Source organism: Pseudomonas sp. GB2N2 (genome assembly GCF_054897705.1).
The window spans coordinates 2,881,536-2,898,512 of sequence record NZ_CM142701.1 but is presented as its reverse complement, the minus strand read 5'-3'; the positions used below and the strand labels follow the sequence as shown (position 1 = coordinate 2,898,512).

Annotated in this window: 17 protein-coding genes; all 17 read left to right on the top strand. The window is 59.1% G+C overall.

The genetic code is table 11. From position 1 onward, the window contains the following. Positions 1-19 precede the first annotated feature (19 nt). Positions 20-1,021 (top strand): UDP-N-acetylglucosamine 4,6-dehydratase (inverting), encoded by a 1,002-nt coding sequence (gene pseB / locus ACYZT4_RS13445; protein WP_461988433.1) that lies wholly within the window; start codon positions 20-22, stop codon positions 1,019-1,021. After that, positions 1,018-2,184, top strand: coding sequence for a UDP-4-amino-4,6-dideoxy-N-acetyl-beta-L-altrosamine transaminase (gene pseC, locus ACYZT4_RS13440; RefSeq protein WP_461988432.1), 1,167 nt, complete (start codon positions 1,018-1,020; stop codon positions 2,182-2,184). Before pseB ends, pseC begins: the two co-directional genes overlap by 4 nt. A 3-nt stretch (positions 2,185-2,187) precedes the next feature. Beyond that, the gene (gene pseF / locus ACYZT4_RS13435) at positions 2,188-2,883 is read left to right on the top strand and encodes a pseudaminic acid cytidylyltransferase (protein WP_461988430.1); all 696 of its coding nucleotides are present in this window, start codon (positions 2,188-2,190) and stop codon (positions 2,881-2,883) included. Then, entirely contained in the window at positions 2,880-4,385 is a 1,506-nt protein-coding gene (gene pseG, locus ACYZT4_RS13430; RefSeq protein WP_461988428.1) for a UDP-2,4-diacetamido-2,4,6-trideoxy-beta-L-altropyranose hydrolase, read from the top strand. Before pseF ends, pseG begins: the two co-directional genes overlap by 4 nt. Beyond that, positions 4,382-5,434 carry a pseudaminic acid synthase gene (gene pseI, locus ACYZT4_RS13425; RefSeq protein ID WP_461988427.1) on the top strand — a complete coding sequence of 351 codons (1,053 nt, stop codon included), beginning with the start codon at positions 4,382-4,384 and terminating at the stop codon, positions 5,432-5,434. The genes pseG and pseI overlap by 4 nt, the downstream gene beginning before the upstream one ends. A gap of 226 nt (positions 5,435-5,660) precedes the next feature. Then, on the top strand, positions 5,661-6,587 hold the full coding sequence (locus tag ACYZT4_RS13420) for a ketoacyl-ACP synthase III (protein WP_461988426.1): 927 nt from the start codon (positions 5,661-5,663) through the stop codon (positions 6,585-6,587). A gap of 96 nt (positions 6,588-6,683) precedes the next feature. After that, complete coding sequence (locus tag ACYZT4_RS13415) at positions 6,684-7,976, top strand: motility associated factor glycosyltransferase family protein (protein WP_461988424.1); 1,293 nt, start codon at positions 6,684-6,686, stop codon at positions 7,974-7,976. Beyond that, positions 7,973-8,242, top strand: coding sequence for a hypothetical protein (locus ACYZT4_RS13410; protein ID WP_461988422.1), 270 nt, complete (start codon positions 7,973-7,975; stop codon positions 8,240-8,242). The genes ACYZT4_RS13415 and ACYZT4_RS13410 overlap by 4 nt, the downstream gene beginning before the upstream one ends. 253 nt (positions 8,243-8,495) lie before the next feature. Beyond that, positions 8,496-9,347 carry a flagellin domain-containing protein gene (locus tag ACYZT4_RS13405; RefSeq protein WP_461988420.1) on the top strand — a complete coding sequence of 284 codons (852 nt, stop codon included), beginning with the start codon at positions 8,496-8,498 and terminating at the stop codon, positions 9,345-9,347. A 74-nt stretch (positions 9,348-9,421) separates the two neighbouring features. Further along, positions 9,422-9,787, top strand: a complete 366-nt coding sequence (locus ACYZT4_RS13400) for a flagellar protein FlaG (protein ID WP_461988679.1) — start codon at positions 9,422-9,424, stop codon at positions 9,785-9,787. A gap of 82 nt (positions 9,788-9,869) precedes the next feature. After that, entirely contained in the window at positions 9,870-11,273 is a 1,404-nt protein-coding gene (gene fliD, locus ACYZT4_RS13395; RefSeq protein WP_461988418.1) for a flagellar filament capping protein FliD, read from the top strand. 130 nt (positions 11,274-11,403) lie between these two features. Beyond that, complete coding sequence (fliS, locus tag ACYZT4_RS13390) at positions 11,404-11,799, top strand: flagellar export chaperone FliS (RefSeq protein ID WP_461988417.1); 396 nt, start codon at positions 11,404-11,406, stop codon at positions 11,797-11,799. A 10-nt stretch (positions 11,800-11,809) separates the two neighbouring features. Beyond that, positions 11,810-12,106 carry a flagellar protein FliT gene (locus tag ACYZT4_RS13385; RefSeq protein WP_461988416.1) on the top strand — a complete coding sequence of 99 codons (297 nt, stop codon included), beginning with the start codon at positions 11,810-11,812 and terminating at the stop codon, positions 12,104-12,106. A 172-nt stretch (positions 12,107-12,278) separates the two neighbouring features. Then, complete coding sequence (locus ACYZT4_RS13380) at positions 12,279-13,754, top strand: sigma-54 dependent transcriptional regulator (protein WP_461988414.1); 1,476 nt, start codon at positions 12,279-12,281, stop codon at positions 13,752-13,754. 128 nt (positions 13,755-13,882) lie between these two features. Continuing rightward, the gene (locus tag ACYZT4_RS13375; RefSeq protein WP_461988677.1) at positions 13,883-15,088 is read left to right on the top strand and encodes a sensor histidine kinase; all 1,206 of its coding nucleotides are present in this window, start codon (positions 13,883-13,885) and stop codon (positions 15,086-15,088) included. 5 nt (positions 15,089-15,093) lie between these two features. Further along, the gene (locus ACYZT4_RS13370) at positions 15,094-16,479 is read left to right on the top strand and encodes a sigma-54-dependent transcriptional regulator (protein WP_461988411.1); all 1,386 of its coding nucleotides are present in this window, start codon (positions 15,094-15,096) and stop codon (positions 16,477-16,479) included. 168 nt (positions 16,480-16,647) lie between these two features. Beyond that, positions 16,648-16,977: a flagellar hook-basal body complex protein FliE gene (fliE, locus tag ACYZT4_RS13365; RefSeq protein ID WP_461988675.1), complete on the top strand. Its 330-nt coding sequence runs from the start codon at positions 16,648-16,650 to the stop codon at positions 16,975-16,977.

Genomic DNA, 16,977 nt, shown 5'->3' with positions numbered 1-16,977 from the left:
AGGTAAAAGGACTCAAGGCATGTTCAACGGTAAATCGATTTTCATCTCCGGCGGTACCGGCTCGTTCGGGCGTAATTTCATCCGTCGCCTGCTGGAGCAGTACCAGCCGAAACGGGTGGTGGTGTTCTCGCGCGACGAGCTCAAGCAGTACGAGATGCAGCAGACTTTCAATGCGCCGTGCATGCGCTACTTCCTGGGCGATGTCCGCGACGCCGATCGTTTGCGTCAGGCCATGCGCGGCATTGATTATGTGATCCACGCGGCGGCGCTGAAGCAAGTGCCGGCTGCGGAATACAACCCGACCGAATGCATCCGCACCAACGTCAACGGCGCCGAAAATATCATCGCAGCGGCGATCGATAACGGGGTTGAAAAAGTTGTCGCGCTCTCCACCGACAAAGCCGCCAGCCCGATCAATCTGTATGGCGCCACCAAGCTGCTGTCGGACAAGTTATTCGTGGCCGCGAACAACATTGCCGGCGAACAACAGACGCGTTTTGCCGTGGTGCGCTACGGGAACGTGGCCGGATCGCGCGGCTCGGTCGTGCCATTTTTCAGCAAGCTGATTGCCGAAGGCGCGACAGAGCTGCCGATCACCGATGAACGCATGACACGCTTCTGGATCACCCTCGATCATGGCGTTCAGTTCGTGCTCGACAGCTTTGCGCGGATGCACGGCGGTGAAGTGTTCGTGCCGAAGATCCCGTCGATTCGTATCGTTGATCTGGCGCAGGGTATGGCTAAACACTTGCCGCACAAAAACGTCGGTATTCGCCCGGGTGAAAAACTTCATGAGTTGATGGTGCCGCTGGACGACGCGCGCATGACACTGGAGTTCGACGATCACTACACCATTCAGCCTTCGATCCGCTTCACCAGCGTCGACGTGGATTTTGCCGTCGACAACCTGGGTGAGTGCGGCATGCCGGTGAGTGAAGATTTTGAGTACCGCTCCGACACCAATCCGCACTTCCTGTCGGTCGGCCAGATCGCCGATCTGCATAGCGGGTTGTCGGTGTGATTCCCTACGGTCGGCAGAGCCTCGACCAGGCTGACATTGATGCGGTGGTGGCCGTGTTGCAGTCTGACTGGTTGACCCAGGGGCCGACCATCGAGTGTTTCGAGCAGGCCATGGCCGAGCGTTGCCAGGCAGATTTCGCGGTGGCGGTGTGCAACGCCACTGCCGCGCTGCACATCGCCTGTCTCGCTGCGGGACTGGGCGTGGGCGACCGTTTGTGGACCACGCCGAACACCTTTCTGGCCTCGGCCAACTGTGGCCGCTATTGCGGTGCCAACGTGGATTTTGTCGACATCGATCCGCTGACCTGGAACCTCGATGCTGTTGCTCTGGCGCATAAACTTGAGGTCGCCGAGCGCGAGGGTACGTTGCCAAAAGTGCTGGTGGCCGTGGCGTTCTCCGGGCAAAGCTGCGACATGCGCAAGATCGCTGAACTGGCCGATCGTTATGGTTTCACGCTGATCGAGGATGCCTCGCATGCGGTCGGCGCGACCTATGCCGGACGTCCGGTGGGCTGTGGTGAATTCGCCGCCATGACCGTGTTCAGTTTTCACCCGGTGAAGATCATTACCAGCGGTGAAGGCGGCATGGTGCTGACCAATCGCCCGGAACTGGCGGCGCATCTGCGACGTCTGCGCAGCCACGGCATGACCCGTGACCCGCAGCAAATGACTGAACCCAGCCACGGCCCCTGGTACTACCAGCAAGTGGAGCTGGGCTTCAATTACCGGATGACCGATTTACAGGCCGCCCTGGGATTGTCGCAGCTCCGCAAGCTGGACGGCTTCATCGCGCGGCGTCGTGAGCTGGCCGCGCGTTACGACCGGTTGTTCGCCGGGTTACCGCTGACGTTGCCCTGTGCGCAATTCGAAGCCGAATCGGCCTGGCATTTGTACGTCGTACGCTTGCAAACGCAGCGGATCACGCTCAGTCATCGACAGGTTTTCGAGGGCTTGCGAGCCGCCGGTATCGGGGTGAATCTGCACTATATTCCAGTGCATTTGCAGCCTTACTACCGCGACTTGGGTTTTGGCGAGGGTGATTTTCCCGAAGCCGAGCGTTATTACGCCGAAGCTGTCAGTCTGCCGTTGTTTCCCTTGTTGAGCGATGAACAGCAAGACCATGTGGTCGCGCAACTGCAGCGGCTGATCCTTGAGGAGGAGTGACTGTTGAGTTGCGTTGCGATCATTCCCGCCCGGGGCGGCAGCAAGCGTATACCGCGCAAGAACCTCAAGCCGTTCGACGGTGTGCCGATGATCGTCCGTTCGATCCGTACGGCGCTGGATTCGCAGCTGTTCGATCGGGTGATCGTCAGCACCGACGATGAAGAAATTGCCGAGGTCGCGCGGGCTCAGGGCGCTGATGTTCCGTTCATGCGTCCAGCTGCGTTGGCCGATGATTTCACCGGGACGGCCGCAGTCATTGTGCACGCCTTGCAGCAGTTGCCGGCGTTCGATTATGCCTGCTGCATCTATGCCACCGCGCCGCTGTTGCAGGCCCGGTTTCTGCGTCAGGGATTAGACGCGCTGGAGCGCCATCCGGATAAATCCTTCGCGTTTTCCGTGGCCGGTTTTGGCTTTCCCGTGCAACGTGCCTTGACCCTCGATGAGCAGGGCGCGCTGACGTCGCTGTACCCGCAGTTTCGCGATACCCGCTCGCAGGATCTGGCCGAAGCCTTTCAAGACGCCGGCCAGTTTTACTGGGGACGCAGCGAAGCGTGGCTGCGCGGCGATGTGTTGTTTTCCCCGGCGAGCCTGCCGGTGATCTTGCCGCGGCATCTGGTGCAGGACATCGACACCGCCGAAGACTGGGCGCGTGCCGAATACCTGTTCGCCGCGCTCAAGGCCGGTGGTGAGCTGCAATGAGAGTACTGATTCGCTCCGACGCTTCGCCCACCATCGGCAGCGGCCATATTGCCCGTTTGCTGCCGTTGGCCAGAACCCTGCGCAAGCAGGGCTCGCACGTTGCGTTCGCGTGCCGTCAATTGCCGGGGAATCAGTTGGACAGGCTGGCGGCCGAAGGTTTCGACACCTTTGCGCTGCCCGATTGTTATCCCGATGAAGATCCGCAGCAAGCCATCGAGTCCCTGCTGCCGTGGCAGGCCGACATCGACGCGCTGGCGCACGCCCTGGAAAACCATGCCGGGTTCGACTGGATCATCGTCGACCACTATGGCCTCGACCATCACTGGCAGACGGCGGCCCGGCGCTGGGCGCCACGGGTCGCAGCGGTGGATGACCTTGCCACTCGCCGGTACGCCGTCGATCTGCTGCTCAACCAGAACCTGTCCGGCACGACGCAGGCTTATGATTCGCTGCTCGAACCCGGCTGCCAGACATTGTTAGGCCCGCGATTCGCCATGCTGCGCGATGAATTCTGCTGCCCGGCGATCGTGATCAAGCCTCAGGCCAAACGAGTGCTGGTGAATTTTGGCGGTTTCGATGCGGCCATGCAGACGCACCACGCGATGTTGGCGCTGGCGGATTTGCAGGAGCTGGAAGTCGATTTCGTTGCCGGTGCCGATAACCCGGCCTGGGAAAAAATGCAGGTGCTGGCGGCGGCTCATTCGAATTGGCGCCTGCACAGTTTTGTCAGCGACTTCCACGATCTGATGACCGAGGCCGACCTGTTTGTCGGCGCCGGTGGCGGGACCAGTTGGGAGCGGGCGGCCCTCGGGCTGCCGACGATTTGCATTGCAGTCTCGAATAACCAGCAGGCCAACGGCGAAGCCATGGCTGTCTCGGGAGCCCATGTGTACCTCGGCGTTCGCGAGCAGGTCAGTGTCGAACAGCTGCGTCAGGCCATCGGGTTTGTCGCGGGCAATCAGGGCCTGCGCCAGAGTCTGGCCGAGCAGTCGCGGCGGTGGGTGGATGGTCGCGGCGCACAGCGGGTGGCGGCAGCCCTGGCCGGGGCGGTGTTGCAGATCCGTCGCGCGAGTGCAGACGATGCGCAGCTTCTGTTCGAAGGGCGCAATGCCGAAGCGGTCCGGCGCTGGTCGCTGGAGACCTCTGTGATCGAATGGCCGGCGCATCAAAATTGGCTGACCGCCAGTTTGAATAATTCGCAGCGCCTGCTGTTGATCGCCCAGGCCGATGACGGTCCGGTGGGGGTGTTGCGTTATGACTTGCGCGGTTTTGAAGCGGAAGTCTCGATCTACCTGTTCGAAGATCGAATCGGCCTGGGCTGGGGCAGGGCGCTGCTGGCCCGCGGCGAGACCTTTGTCACGGCTCACTGGCCGCAACTGACGGCCATTACCGCCCAGGTCTTGCCGGCCAACCAGCCGTCGCTGAATGTCTTTCGCGAAGCCGGTTTCACCCAGAGTGCTTGCGTGTTCAAGCGCGAATTGATTGAAGGATTACCGCAATGACCAGCTTCAAGATTGGCGACCGCCTGATCGGTGCCGACGCGCCGCCGTTTATCATTGCCGAGATGAGTGGTAACCATAACCAGTCGCTGGGCATGGCGCTGCAAATCGTCGAAGCCGCAGCCAAGGCCGGTGCGCACGCCTTGAAGTTGCAGACTTACACCGCCGACACCATGACCCTCGACCTGGCCGAGGGCGAGTTTTTCATCAAGGACCCCAACAGCCTGTGGGCCGGTTCTTCGCTCTACGCGTTGTATGAAAAAGCGCATACGCCGTGGGAATGGCACACGCCGATATTTGCTCGGGCCAAGGAGCTGGGGATGCTCGCGTTTTCCACGCCGTTTGACGACAGCGCAGTGGACTTCCTCGAAAGCCTCGACGTGCCGGCCTACAAGATCGCCAGCTTCGAGAACACTGACTTGCCGCTGATTCGGCGAGTCGCTGCGACCGGCAAACCCCTGATCATTTCCACCGGCATGGCCAGCCTGGCTGAACTCGACGAAACCGTACGCGCTGCTCGCGACGCCGGTTGCCAGAACCTGGTGCTGCTCAAGTGCACCAGCACTTACCCGGCGACGCCGGCCAACAGCAATGTGCGGACGATTCCTCATCTGCGCGAGATGTTTGGCTGTGAGGTCGGGCTGTCTGATCATTCCATGGGCGTCGGTGTGTCCGTGGCCGCGGTGGCGCTTGGGGCGACGGTGGTTGAAAAGCATTTCACTCTCGACCGCAGCGCGGGCGGTGTGGACGCCAGTTTTTCGCTGGAACCGGCCGAGCTTGCCAGTCTGGTCATCGAAACCGAACGCGCCTGGCAGGCCATGGGTCAAGTGCATTACGGCGTGACGGACGCCGAGCGCAAGTCGCTGGTCTACCGTCGTTCGCTCTACGTGACGCAGGACATGGCGGCGGGCGAGTATTTCACCGTTGCCAATCTGCGCGCCATTCGTCCGGGCCTGGGGCTGGCGCCAAAACATGCAGAAACCCTACTGGGCCGTCGCGCCCGTCAGGCGATCAAGCGCGGAACGCCGCTGGACTGGTCCTTGGTCGAATAACCCGTTGTGGGCTGATTCGGCAAAAAGCGTGACCTGCGAGTCATAACGCGCATCTTCACTGTATTGTATTGATCGGGAAGGTGGCGCCTGGCCTGTGTTTAGCCCAGTGATAGCCTTTTATTCTTCCCGCTGTCGCCTCGATGGGGCGACGTTTTTCTCTGTTAGTCGGCGCCCCTCGAATCATGACGAGCGGTGGAATTGGGCTGTTTATTATTGGGAAGCCGTAATGATTGGCATAAAAAGCATTGCGAGCTACGTTCCTGTAGCCGGCGTGGACAATTACGCACAAGGTGCAAAATTCGAAAAGGATGAAGAATTCATCCTGGGCAAGATCGGTTCAGCTTTCTTGCCGCGCAAAGACGCCGGTCAGGAAACGTCGGACCTGTGTGTCGAAGCAGTCAACGCGCTGTTTGCCAACAATCCCGAATTGAAACGCGAAGCCATCGACGTGCTGATCGTCGTCACCCAGAACGGCGACGAAGAAGGCCTGCCACACACGGCCGCGATCGTTCAGGACAAGTTGGGCCTGCCCACCACCGTGGCGGCGTTCGATATTTCCCTGGGCTGCTCCGGTTATGTCTACGGTATCTACGCGATCAAAGGCTTCATGGAAGCCGCAGGGCTGAAGAACGGCCTGCTGGTAACTGCCGATCCGTATTCGAAGATCGTCGACCCGGAAGACCGCAACACCACCATGCTGTTCGGCGATGCCGCCACGGCGACCTGGATGGGCGAGAACGCACCGTGGCAGTTGGGCAAGGCCAAGTTCGGCACCGACGGTTCCGGCGCGCCGCACCTGAAAGTCACCGATGGGGTGTTCTTCATGAACGGTCGTCAGGTGTTCAACTTTGCGCTGCTCAAGGTTCCGGCCCATTTGCATGAACTGCTGGCCGACTCGCAGCTGACGCCCGCCGATGTCGACGCCTTCTGCATTCACCAGGGCAGTGCTGCGATCGTCGACGCCGTGGCCCGTCGCTTCGAAGGCGAGCCGGAGAAGTTCATCAAGGATATGGTCGAGACCGGTAACACCGTGTCGTCGAGCATTCCGCTGCTGCTGGAAAAACATGTGCTGGACTCGACCTGGAAGCGTGTCGCGCTGAGCGGGTTCGGTGTTGGACTGTCCTGGGGTTCGGCGATCATTTATCGCCCTTGAACCGGGTGCGATAGTTAGAGAAAGCCGGACACAAAAAAAGCGCTCAAGGTGTAATCTTGAGCGCTATTTTTTTGCCCGAACAAACAACGAGGCGCCATGAGCGAGTTCTTTGAGCACAACGTCGAAGTGATCCAGCAACGCTGGCCGGCGTTGGCTGCGCGTTTGCTGATTGAAGATGCGAGCCTGTTGCAGGCGGACCTGGTGGAAGGCCTGGGTTCGACGTTAAGCATCAATGGCATTCAGTTGACCAGCCGCCATGATCGCAGTCGCGAGGCCGCACTTCAGGCCGACAGCGTGCCGGTCGACAGCCCGGTGGTGCATGTCTACGGCACCGGGCTGGGCGATCTGCAAATGGCGTTGCTGGCGCGTGACGGTCTCCAGCATTTGTGCGTGCACATCCTCAACGGCGCGGTGTTTGCCCTGGTGCTGCAACTGCTCGACCAGCAGGAATGGCTCAGTGATCCGCGGGTCGAGCTGCTATATGCCGGCGATCTTGGGGAAATCCGGTTGCCATATTTTGCCCTGCCGTCCGAGTTGGTGCTGGCCGATGATTTCAATGCGAAGATCCGCGATCGCCTGATCAGCGAAACCCATCTGACTTTCAATAATCGTGAGTTTGACCCGCAGTCGCCCGAGATCATCGAACGCTTGCACGCTTGTCTCGCGCTTGTGCAAGCCGATCACGATGTAGCCGGGCTCTTCGGTTCGCAGCCGGGTCGGGAAGTGTTTGTCATCGCCACCGGTCCCAGCCTGGAACAGCACTTTGCGACCTTGCGCGCGATTCGCAATGAAACCCGGCGCCCGTTGTTCATATGCGTCGACACCGCCTATCGTCCGCTGCTCAAGCACGGCATTCACCCCGACGTTGTCGTCAGCATCGACCAGCGCATTTCAGACCGACACTTGCCGCCTGAAGGCACGTCGGACATCGCCCTGGTGTACATGCCGATGCTCGACCCTGGCGTGCTCGAAGCCTGGCAGGGGCCGCGTTACGCCGGGTACTCGGCAAGCCCGATCTACCAGCACCTGCGTCGGCAATTGCCCCGCGGCGAGCTGTATGTCGGCGGCAGCGTGATTCATCCGGCGGTTGACCTGGCAGTGAAGATGGGCGCCGCGCAGATCACGCTGTTCGGCGCCGATTTCGCCTTCCCGGGTGACAAGACCCACGCCGGCTGGAATGACGGCGACCTGGGGCCGCAACTCGGCGCCGCCAAACATTGGGTGCTTGATGGTCATGGCCAGCGCATCAAGACTCAGCTCAACTTCCGCAGCTATCTGTGTGAGCTGGAGCGTTTTATCGCGGGCCATCCGCAGGTGCGCTTCTATAACAGTGGTCGTGCGGGGGCGATGATCGCCGGTACCGTTTTTCATCCGGAGTTTGCTTCATGAGCGCACTTGAACCGTTCGTAGTCGACGCGCAGCAATGTGCTGCCCTGTTTCGTCTTGGGAGGGATGTAGAAGCCGGGCTGGTGATGATCGATCTGATAGGCGAGGTGCACCCGACATTCGATGTCAGGTCACCCGAGACTCAGCAACAGTGGTCACTGCTCCTCGGCCAGATGTTCGCGTGCCAGGAAGCGCAGAACTGGCTCGCACTGGCCGATTATCTGGAATACGAACTGGTCGAGTTGCTGACTGAAAGCCTGTCTGTTTAAGCAATGGCCCTTCCGTCGGTGCCGGCGATTCCTCGCCAACCTGTCGCCGACGTTTCCCTGACGTCATTTTCTCGCTCCCGGAATGTCGCCAACCCCTTGATTTACGGGGGATGGCAACTTGATGGCAAATATTTTTGAAAATCCCCTAAAGCAAGTTGCATTGGCGACGATAACTATTACGAAGGTTCTCTAGGCCATACCCGGCGGTTGCCAGGGCCGGAAGCCGCAGCACCCAACCAACGAGGAATTCGTCATGGCTTTAACAGTAAACACTAACGTTACATCGTTGAACGTTCAGAAAAACCTGAACCGTGCTTCCGATGCTCTGTCGACTTCGATGTCTCGCCTGTCTTCCGGCCTGAAAATCAACAGCGCCAAAGACGACGCCGCCGGCCTGCAAATCACCACTCGTATGACCTCGCAAATCCGCGGTCAGACCATGGCGATCAAAAACGCCAACGACGGTATCTCGATCGCTCAGACCGCTGAAGGCGCGATGCAGGAAACCACCAACATTCTGCAGCGTATGCGTGAATTGGCCGTACAAGCTCGAAACGACTCGAACGGTACTCAAGACCGCGTCGCTTTGAACAAAGAATTCGCGGCAATGTCGGACGAGATCACTCGTATCGCCAACTCCACCAACCTGAACGGCAAAAACCTGCTGGATGGTACTGCTGGCACCATGACCTTCCAGGTGGGTTCCAACACCGGTTCGGCTAACCAGATCACTCTGACTCTGGCTTCGGGCTTCGGCGCTGCAACCCTGTCGGTTGACTCGGCTACTACCCAGATCACTGGTAACAGCTCGGCTACTGCTCAGGCTTCGTTCTCCGCTGCCATCACCCGTATCGATGCTGCTCTGCAGACCATCAACAGCGCCCGTGCTGACCTCGGTGCTGCACAAAACCGTCTGACCAGCACCATCTCCAACCTGCAAAACATCAACGAGAACGCTGAAGCTGCTCGTGGTCGCGTACAAGATACCGACTTCGCTGCTGAAACTGCACAGCTGACCAAGCAACAAACTCTGCAACAAGCTTCCACCGCAGTTCTGGCTCAGGCCAACCAACTGCCATCCGCTGTACTGAAACTGCTTCAGTAATAGCTGATTGAGTTTTGGCGAGGGGTGTGCGCTGGTCGTACCCTCTCGCTTTTTTACTTTTAGAGGTGATGGACATGGATATGAGCGTGAAGCTGAGCTTGTCTTATCCGGCGGCAAAACACGCAACCACGGTTGCCGACAAGTCTGCGGAAAAGCCTCGAACGGAGCCTGCGAAAGTGGTCGACGTCAAGGAAGCGCACAAGACTGCCCAAACTGAGCAGGACAAGCTGAAAATGGCTGTCCAGGAAATCGAAAAATTTGTTCAGTCGGTCAAGCGCAACCTGGAGTTCTCGATCGATGAGCCTTCAGGGCAGGTAGTGGTAAAAGTCATTGCCAGTGAGTCGGGTGAGGTGGTTCGCCAGATCCCCAACGAAGAAGTGCTGAAACTGGCCAATAGTTTGAATGATGCAAGCAGTCTGTTGTTCAGCGCTAAAGCCTGACAACTGGCACGAATTTTGTTGCTATGTTCTTTTGGGCGTTGTAGTGGTCAAAAGACCGGCGAGACACTGAAGGGAGATCTCCATGGCAAGTCCAATTTTACCAGGTCTGGGCTTAGGCTCCGGGCTTGATACCGGTGCCATCGTCAAGGCATTGGTGAATGCCGACAAGGCAGCGAAGCAAGGTCAGATCGACCGTGGAACCACCGTCAACACCGGGAGCATTTCCGGGATTGGCAGCTTGAAATCGCTGCTGGCCACATTCCAGACGGCGCTCAAGGATCTGGGCAATACGACCACCCCTCAGTTCACCGGTTTTTCCGCGACCAGCTCCAATGTCAAAGTGATCACCTCCACTGCTGATAACACCGCAGTCGCCGGTACTTACACGGTGATTGTCGATAAGTTGGCCACCAGCTCGAAAGTGGCCAGTGCCGCTTTCGCCGGTGGGGCGACCAGCCCGGTTGCGCAGGGCACCTTGACCATCAATCAGAACGGTAAAAACTACACCGTTGATGTTCCAGCGGGTGCGACGCTGCAATCGGTTCGCGACTCGATCAACACTCAGTACGCGACCAGCGGCTTCAGCGCCAACATCGTGTCCGACAGCTTCGGTTCGCGTCTGGTGCTGGGTTCGAGCACTACGGGTGCCGGGTCCGAAATCAAGGTCAGCGGCATTGCGAGCCTGGCCATGGACGGTACGCAGGTCATGTCTGGCACGCTGACGGCCACCTCTTCGGGCGCTGTAGGCAGTCTGCCCGCGGACTCCGCCTATTCCGTAGACGGTCTGAAAATGGGCGGCCCATCCAATACCGTCACCAACATTTCCGGCCTCTCGATGACGCTGGTGTCCGTGGACACAGCGACCGTTACCGTTGCCGGCAACAATGACGGCCTGAAAGCTTCGATCCAGAAATTCGTCGACGCTTACAACGCTATCGCCAACGCGGTGACGGCGTTGACCAAACCGTCTCTGGATGCCGATGGCAAGCCGACCGTCGCTGCTGCGCTGACCGGTGACCCATTGCCGCGTGCGCTGCTGGCAGCCATTCGCGGCCCGCTGTCGCAGACCGGCGCCGGCGACAAGCTGACTGTACTGTCGCAGTTGGGGATCACCACTGACCAGAAAACCGGTGCGCTGAACTTCGACTCCACCAAGTTCACCGCGGCGATGAACACCAAGAAGCTCGGCGGCGAGGTTCAAACCCTGTTTACCGGCACCAACGGTCTGCTCGAGCGCATGAACAATGTGATCAAGCCGTACACCGATACTGGCGGCATTCTCGATACTCGCACCACCAACTTGAACGTGACCAAAACACGGTTGACGGCTGATCAGGCTGCGTTGGATCGTCGGGTCGAAACACTGACCGCCGTACTGACCAAAAAGTACAACGACATGGATACCCTCGTTGGCAAGTTGAAAGCCACCGCCAGTAACATCACCTCGATGTTTGATGCGATGAACGCCCAGGCGAAGAACAGCTGATAGACCTGTAACGCCAAAAGCCCGGCAGCGTTTTTCAACGCTCCGGGCTTTTTGCATTTGAATCTAAAGTTTTTTGACGCGTCGTCGATACACTGGTTAGACGAACTACAGAATTTTGATGAGGTACAACATGAATCCAATGTTAGCCCTTCGCCAATACCAGAAGATTGGCGCCCAGGCGCAAACTTCCGAAGCCAGCCCGCACCGTTTGGTGCAGATGTTGATGGAAGGCGGGCTGGATCGTATCGCCCAGGCCAAGGGTGCGATGGAGCGCAAGGACATCCCGAACAAAGGTGTTCTGATCGGCAAGGCCATTGGCATCATTGGTGGTTTGCGTGAAGGCCTGGACCTCGAGAACTCCGTCGAAACCGTCGGTGAACTGGACAACCTGTACACCTACATGATGAAGCGTCTGGCCGAGGCCAACATCAAGACCGATCCTGCGATTCTCGACGAAGTCTCTGATTTGCTTCGAACAGTCAAGGACGGTTGGGATGCGATTGCCGTAACGGGTCCGCAGTTTTAAGGAGATCACCATGAGTCTTGTATTGCAGCGAATCGAAGTCACCCGTGACGCCCTGGTCGGTGCATTGGCCGAGCGAAACTGGGAAGCCATTGGTGAATTGGACCTGGCTTGCCGTTCCTGCATGGAAGACGTCTTGAGTGAAGCTTCGGTGGACGAGGCGCTGTTGCGTGACAATCTTGAGGAGTTGCTGGGGGTTTATAAGCAGCTACTTGAGGCGGCGACAGGCGAAAGGCAGGCGATAGTCGATGAGATGTCGCAGATCCATCAAGCACAGAACGCGGCAAAGGTTTACCATCTGTTTGGTTAATTAATCCTCAGTTAATCCAGACCTGGCGCGCCATAAATTTGACTGTGCACGGTTTTTTGACTTAACTAGTGGCTGGTTGCAGATTTCAGGCGTCTACAGGCATAACGTGTCCGCAGGCGTCTAGCTTGCCCCTCATTTTGGGCATTGAGTTGACTAGGGAAGTTGCTATTGCATGTGGCGTGAAACCAAAATTCTGCTGATTGATGACGATAGCGTCCGCCGCCGCGATTTGGCGGTGATCCTGAATTTTCTTGGCGAAGAAAATTTACCCTGTGGTAGCCATGACTGGCAGCAGGCTGTCGGCTCTTTGTCATCAAGTCGTGAAGTGATCTGTGTCCTCATCGGAACGGTCAATGCGCCTGGCGCACTTCCGGGCTTGTTAAAGACCCTCGCTACCTGGGATGAGTTCCTTCCGGTTTTGTTAATGGGCGATAATTCTTCCGTTGACCTGCCTGAAGACCAGCGTCGTCGAGTGCTTTCGACTCTCGAGATGCCGCCCAGCTACAGCAAGCTGCTCGATTCGCTGCACCGTGCCCAGGTCTATCGCGAGATGTACGACCAGGCCCGCGAGCGCGGTCGTCACCGTGAGCCCAATCTTTTCCGCAGTCTCGTCGGCACCAGCCGGGCGATTCAACACGTCCGCCAGATGATGCAGCAAGTCGCCGACACCGACGCCAGCGTACTGATCCTCGGCGAGTCCGGCACCGGCAAGGAAGTGGTCGCGCGTAACCTGCACTATCACTCCAAGCGTCGCGACGCGCCGTTTGTTCCGGTCAACTGCGGGGCGATCCCGGCCGAGTTGCTGGAGAGCGAACTGTTCGGTCACGAGAAGGGTGCGTTCACCGGGGCAATCACCAGCCGCGCCGGACGTTTCGAACTGGCCAACGGCGGCACTCTGTTCCTTGACGAAATCGGCGACATGCCGCTGCCCATGCAGGTCAAGCTGCTGCGCGTGCTGCAGGAACGCACCTTCGAACGCGTGGGCAGCAACAAGACCCAGAGCGTGGATGTGCGCATCATTGCAGCGACCCACAAGAATCTCGAAAGCATGATTGAGATCGGCACATTCCGCGAAGACTTGTACTACCGCCTGAACGTATTCCCGATCGAAATGGCGCCGTTGCGTGAGCGCGTCGAAGACATTCCGTTGCTGATGAACGAACTGATCTCGCGCATGGAGCATGAAAAGCGCGGTTCGATCCGTTTCAACTCTGCGGCGATCATGTCGCTGTGCCGTCACGGCTGGCCGGGCAACGTCCGCGAACTGGCCAACCTGGTGGAGCGCATGGCGATCATGCATCCGTACGGGGTGATTGGCGTGGTCGAGTTGCCGAAAAAATTCCGCTACGTCGACGACGAAGACGAGCAACTGGTCGACAGCCTGCGCAGCGATCTGGAAGAGCGCGTGGCCATCAACGGTCATGCGCCGGACTTCTCGGCCAGCGCCATGCTGCCGCCGGAAGGCCTGGATCTGAAGGACTACCTCGGTGGCCTGGAGCAAGGGTTGATTCAGCAGGCGCTGGATGATGCCAATGGCATCGTGGCGCGTGCAGCCGAACGGCTGAGGATTCGTCGCACCACGCTGGTGGAGAAGATGCGCAAGTACGGCATGAGCCGTCGCGACGGTGACGAACAGGCGGATGATTGACGCCTGTTTTTCAAGTCGTTCATTTATAGAAGGTTTTTTTTAGGCACGGGTATTGCTACAGCCCTCGCAACGTTCCGTTTCACTGACGGTCAGCCAAGCGAGAGAGCACGATGCCCCAAGCCGCCCAGATGTCTCCCGTCCCTGACGCCGTGGGGCACCCGCCGTCCGTAGAGCAGGCAAGCCGGCTTGGCCTCGAGCAGGCGTTCGCACTGTTCAACCAGATGTCGAGCCAGTTGACCGACTCCTACAGCATGCTCGAAGCCCGGGTCACCGAGCTCAAGGGTGAGCTGGCGGTGGTCAGCGCTCAGCGCATGCAGGAACTGGCGGAAAAGGAACGTCTGGCCAACCGTCTGCAAAACCTCCTCGATCTATTGCCCGGCGGCGTCATCGTCATCGATGCCCAGGGCATTGTGCGCGAAGCCAACCCGGCGGCCTGCGAGTTGCTCGGTTTGCCCCTCGAAGGCGAGCTGTGGCGCCACGTCATTGCCCGTTGCTTTGCGCCGCGTGAAGACGACGGTCACGAAATCTCTCTCAAGGACGGTCGGAGGCTGTCGATCGCCACTCGCTCGCTGGACGCCGAACCCGGTCAACTGGTGTTGCTCAACGACCTGACCGAAACCCGTCACCTGCAAGATCAACTCGCCCGCCACGAACGCCTTTCGTCACTCGGTCGCATGGTGGCGTCGCTGGCTCATCAAATCCGTACGCCCTTGTCCGCCGCATTGCTCTACGCCAGCCATTTGACCGAGCAAGCGTTGCCGGTGGCCACGCAGCAGCGTTTTGCCGGGCGCCTGAAAGAACGTCTGCATGAGCTGGAGCATCAGGTGCGCGACATGCTGGTGTTCGCTCGCGGCGAGCTGCCGTTGACCGATCGCTTGACCCCGAAGATGCTGATGCAATCCTTGCAGTCGGCGGCACTGACCCATGTGCAGGACCTGCCGATTCGCTGGCAGTGCGACAGTCATGCGGGGGAGTTGCTGTGCAATCGCGACACCCTGGTCGGGGCGATTTTGAACCTGATCGAGAATGCCATTCAGGCGAGTGCCGGCGACGTCCGTTTGAAAGTCCATCTCTACAGTCGTGACAGCAACCTGCGGGTCTCGGTCAGCGACAGCGGCAGCGGCATCGATACGAAAGTGCTGGCGCGCCTCGGCGAACCCTTCTTTACCACCAAAACCACCGGAACCGGTCTCGGCCTGACCGTGGTCAAGGCGGTGGCACGTGCCCATCAGGGCGAATTGCGCCTGCACTCGCGACTGGGTCGCGGCACCTGTGCGCAGGTCATCCTGCCACTTTTTTGCGGTGACAGGCTCAGCGCTCAGGGAGCGGAGTGAAGGACATGGCCATCAAGGTTCTGCTGGTCGAGGATGACCGCGCGTTACGCGAAGCGCTGACCGATACCCTGTTGCTCGCGGGGCATGATTACAAGGCAGTCGGCTCGGCGGAAGAAGCGTTGGAGGCGGTCGGCTCCGAGGCCTTCAATCTGGTGCTCAGCGACGTCAATATGCCGGGCATGGATGGCCATCAATTGCTCGGTTTGTTGCGCGCGCGTCAGCCGCAATTGCCGGTGTTGCTGATGACCGCGCACGGTGCCGTGGAGCGCGCGGTCGATGCGATGCGTCAGGGCGCCGTGGATTATCTGGTTAAACCGTTCGAGCCCAAGGCGCTGCTGGATCTGGTGGCCCGTCATGCGCTCGGCAGTCTTGGAGCACTCGACCGCGAAGGGCCGATCGCCTTCGAGCCGGCCAGTGCGCAATTGCTGGAGCTCGCCGCACGGGTGGCGCGCAGTGATTCCACGGTGTTGATCTCCGGTGAGTCCGGTACCGGTAAAGAAGTGCTGGCGCGCTACATCCATCAGCACTCGCATCGTGCCAGTCAGCCGTTCATTGCCATCAACTGCGCCGCGATTCCCGACAACATGCTCGAAGCGACGCTCTTCGGTCACGAAAAGGGTTCGTTCACCGGTGCCATTGCGGCGCAGGCCGGCAAGTTCGAGCAAGCCGACGGCGGCACCATTCTCCTCGATGAAATTTCCGAAATGCCCTTGGGCCTTCAGGCCAAGTTGCTGCGCGTATTGCAGGAGCGTGAAGTCGAACGGGTGGGCGCGCGCAAACCGATCACGCTGGATATTCGGGTGGTCGCGACCACCAATCGTGACCTCGCCGGGGAAGTGGCGGCGGGACGTTTTCGCGAAGATCTTTACTATCGGCTGTCGGTCTTCCCGCTCGCTTGGCGTCCGTTGCGTGAGCGCACCGCCGACATCCTGCCGCTGGCCGAGCGCCTGTTGGCCAAACACGTCAATAAAATGAAACATGCCGCGGCCAAACTCTCGCCCGAAGCGCAGGCGTGCCTGATCGGTTATCCATGGCCAGGCAACGTGCGAGAGCTGGATAACGCGATTCAGCGTGCATTGATTCTGCAGCAGGGCGGGTTGATCCAGCCGCAGGATTTCTGTCTTTCCGGACCGGTTGCCTGTGCGCCATTGCCTGCATTGGCGCCGGTGCCGGTAAGAGCGGTGGAGGCCGAGTCAGAGTCGGCGGGGGCGCTGGGAGACGACCTCCGTCGCCGCGAATTCCAGATGATCATCGATACCCTGCGCGCCGAACGTGGGCGTCGCAAAGAGGCGGCCGAGCGTCTGGGCATCAGCCCGCGCACGTTGCGCTACAAGTTGGCGCAGATGCGTGATGCCGGAATGGACGTGGAAGCCTGTTTGTTCGCCACGTGATCGGATTTTCTGTAGCAGCAGGCTTCGCCAGCTGCTACAGATTGTGTTTCGGTTTGAAAGGACGAGCTTTTGTTTGCAGTGGCCATGGAGCTGGCACCCTTGTTGCTAACACCTCATTACCCGCCGAGTGAGTGTCAAAAAATTGCGGGTCTCCAAAGAGAGCAGTCCATGAGCCAAGGTATTGAATTTAATCGATTGATGCTGGATATGCGTTCCATGCAAATGGATGCAATGTCCGCGTCGAAATCGACTGCCGCCGTCCCTGAAATGAGTGGCAGCAGCTTTTCCGACATGCTCGGTCAGGCCGTCAATAAAGTGAACGACACTCAGCAGGCGTCCAGCCAATTGGCCAATGCTTTCGAAATTGGCAAGAGCGGCGTCGACCTGACGGACGTGATGATTTCCTCGCAGAAGGCCAGCGTGTCTTTCCAGGCGTTGACCCAAGTGCGCAACAAGTTGGTTCAGGCATACCAAGACATCATGCAGATGCCGGTTTAA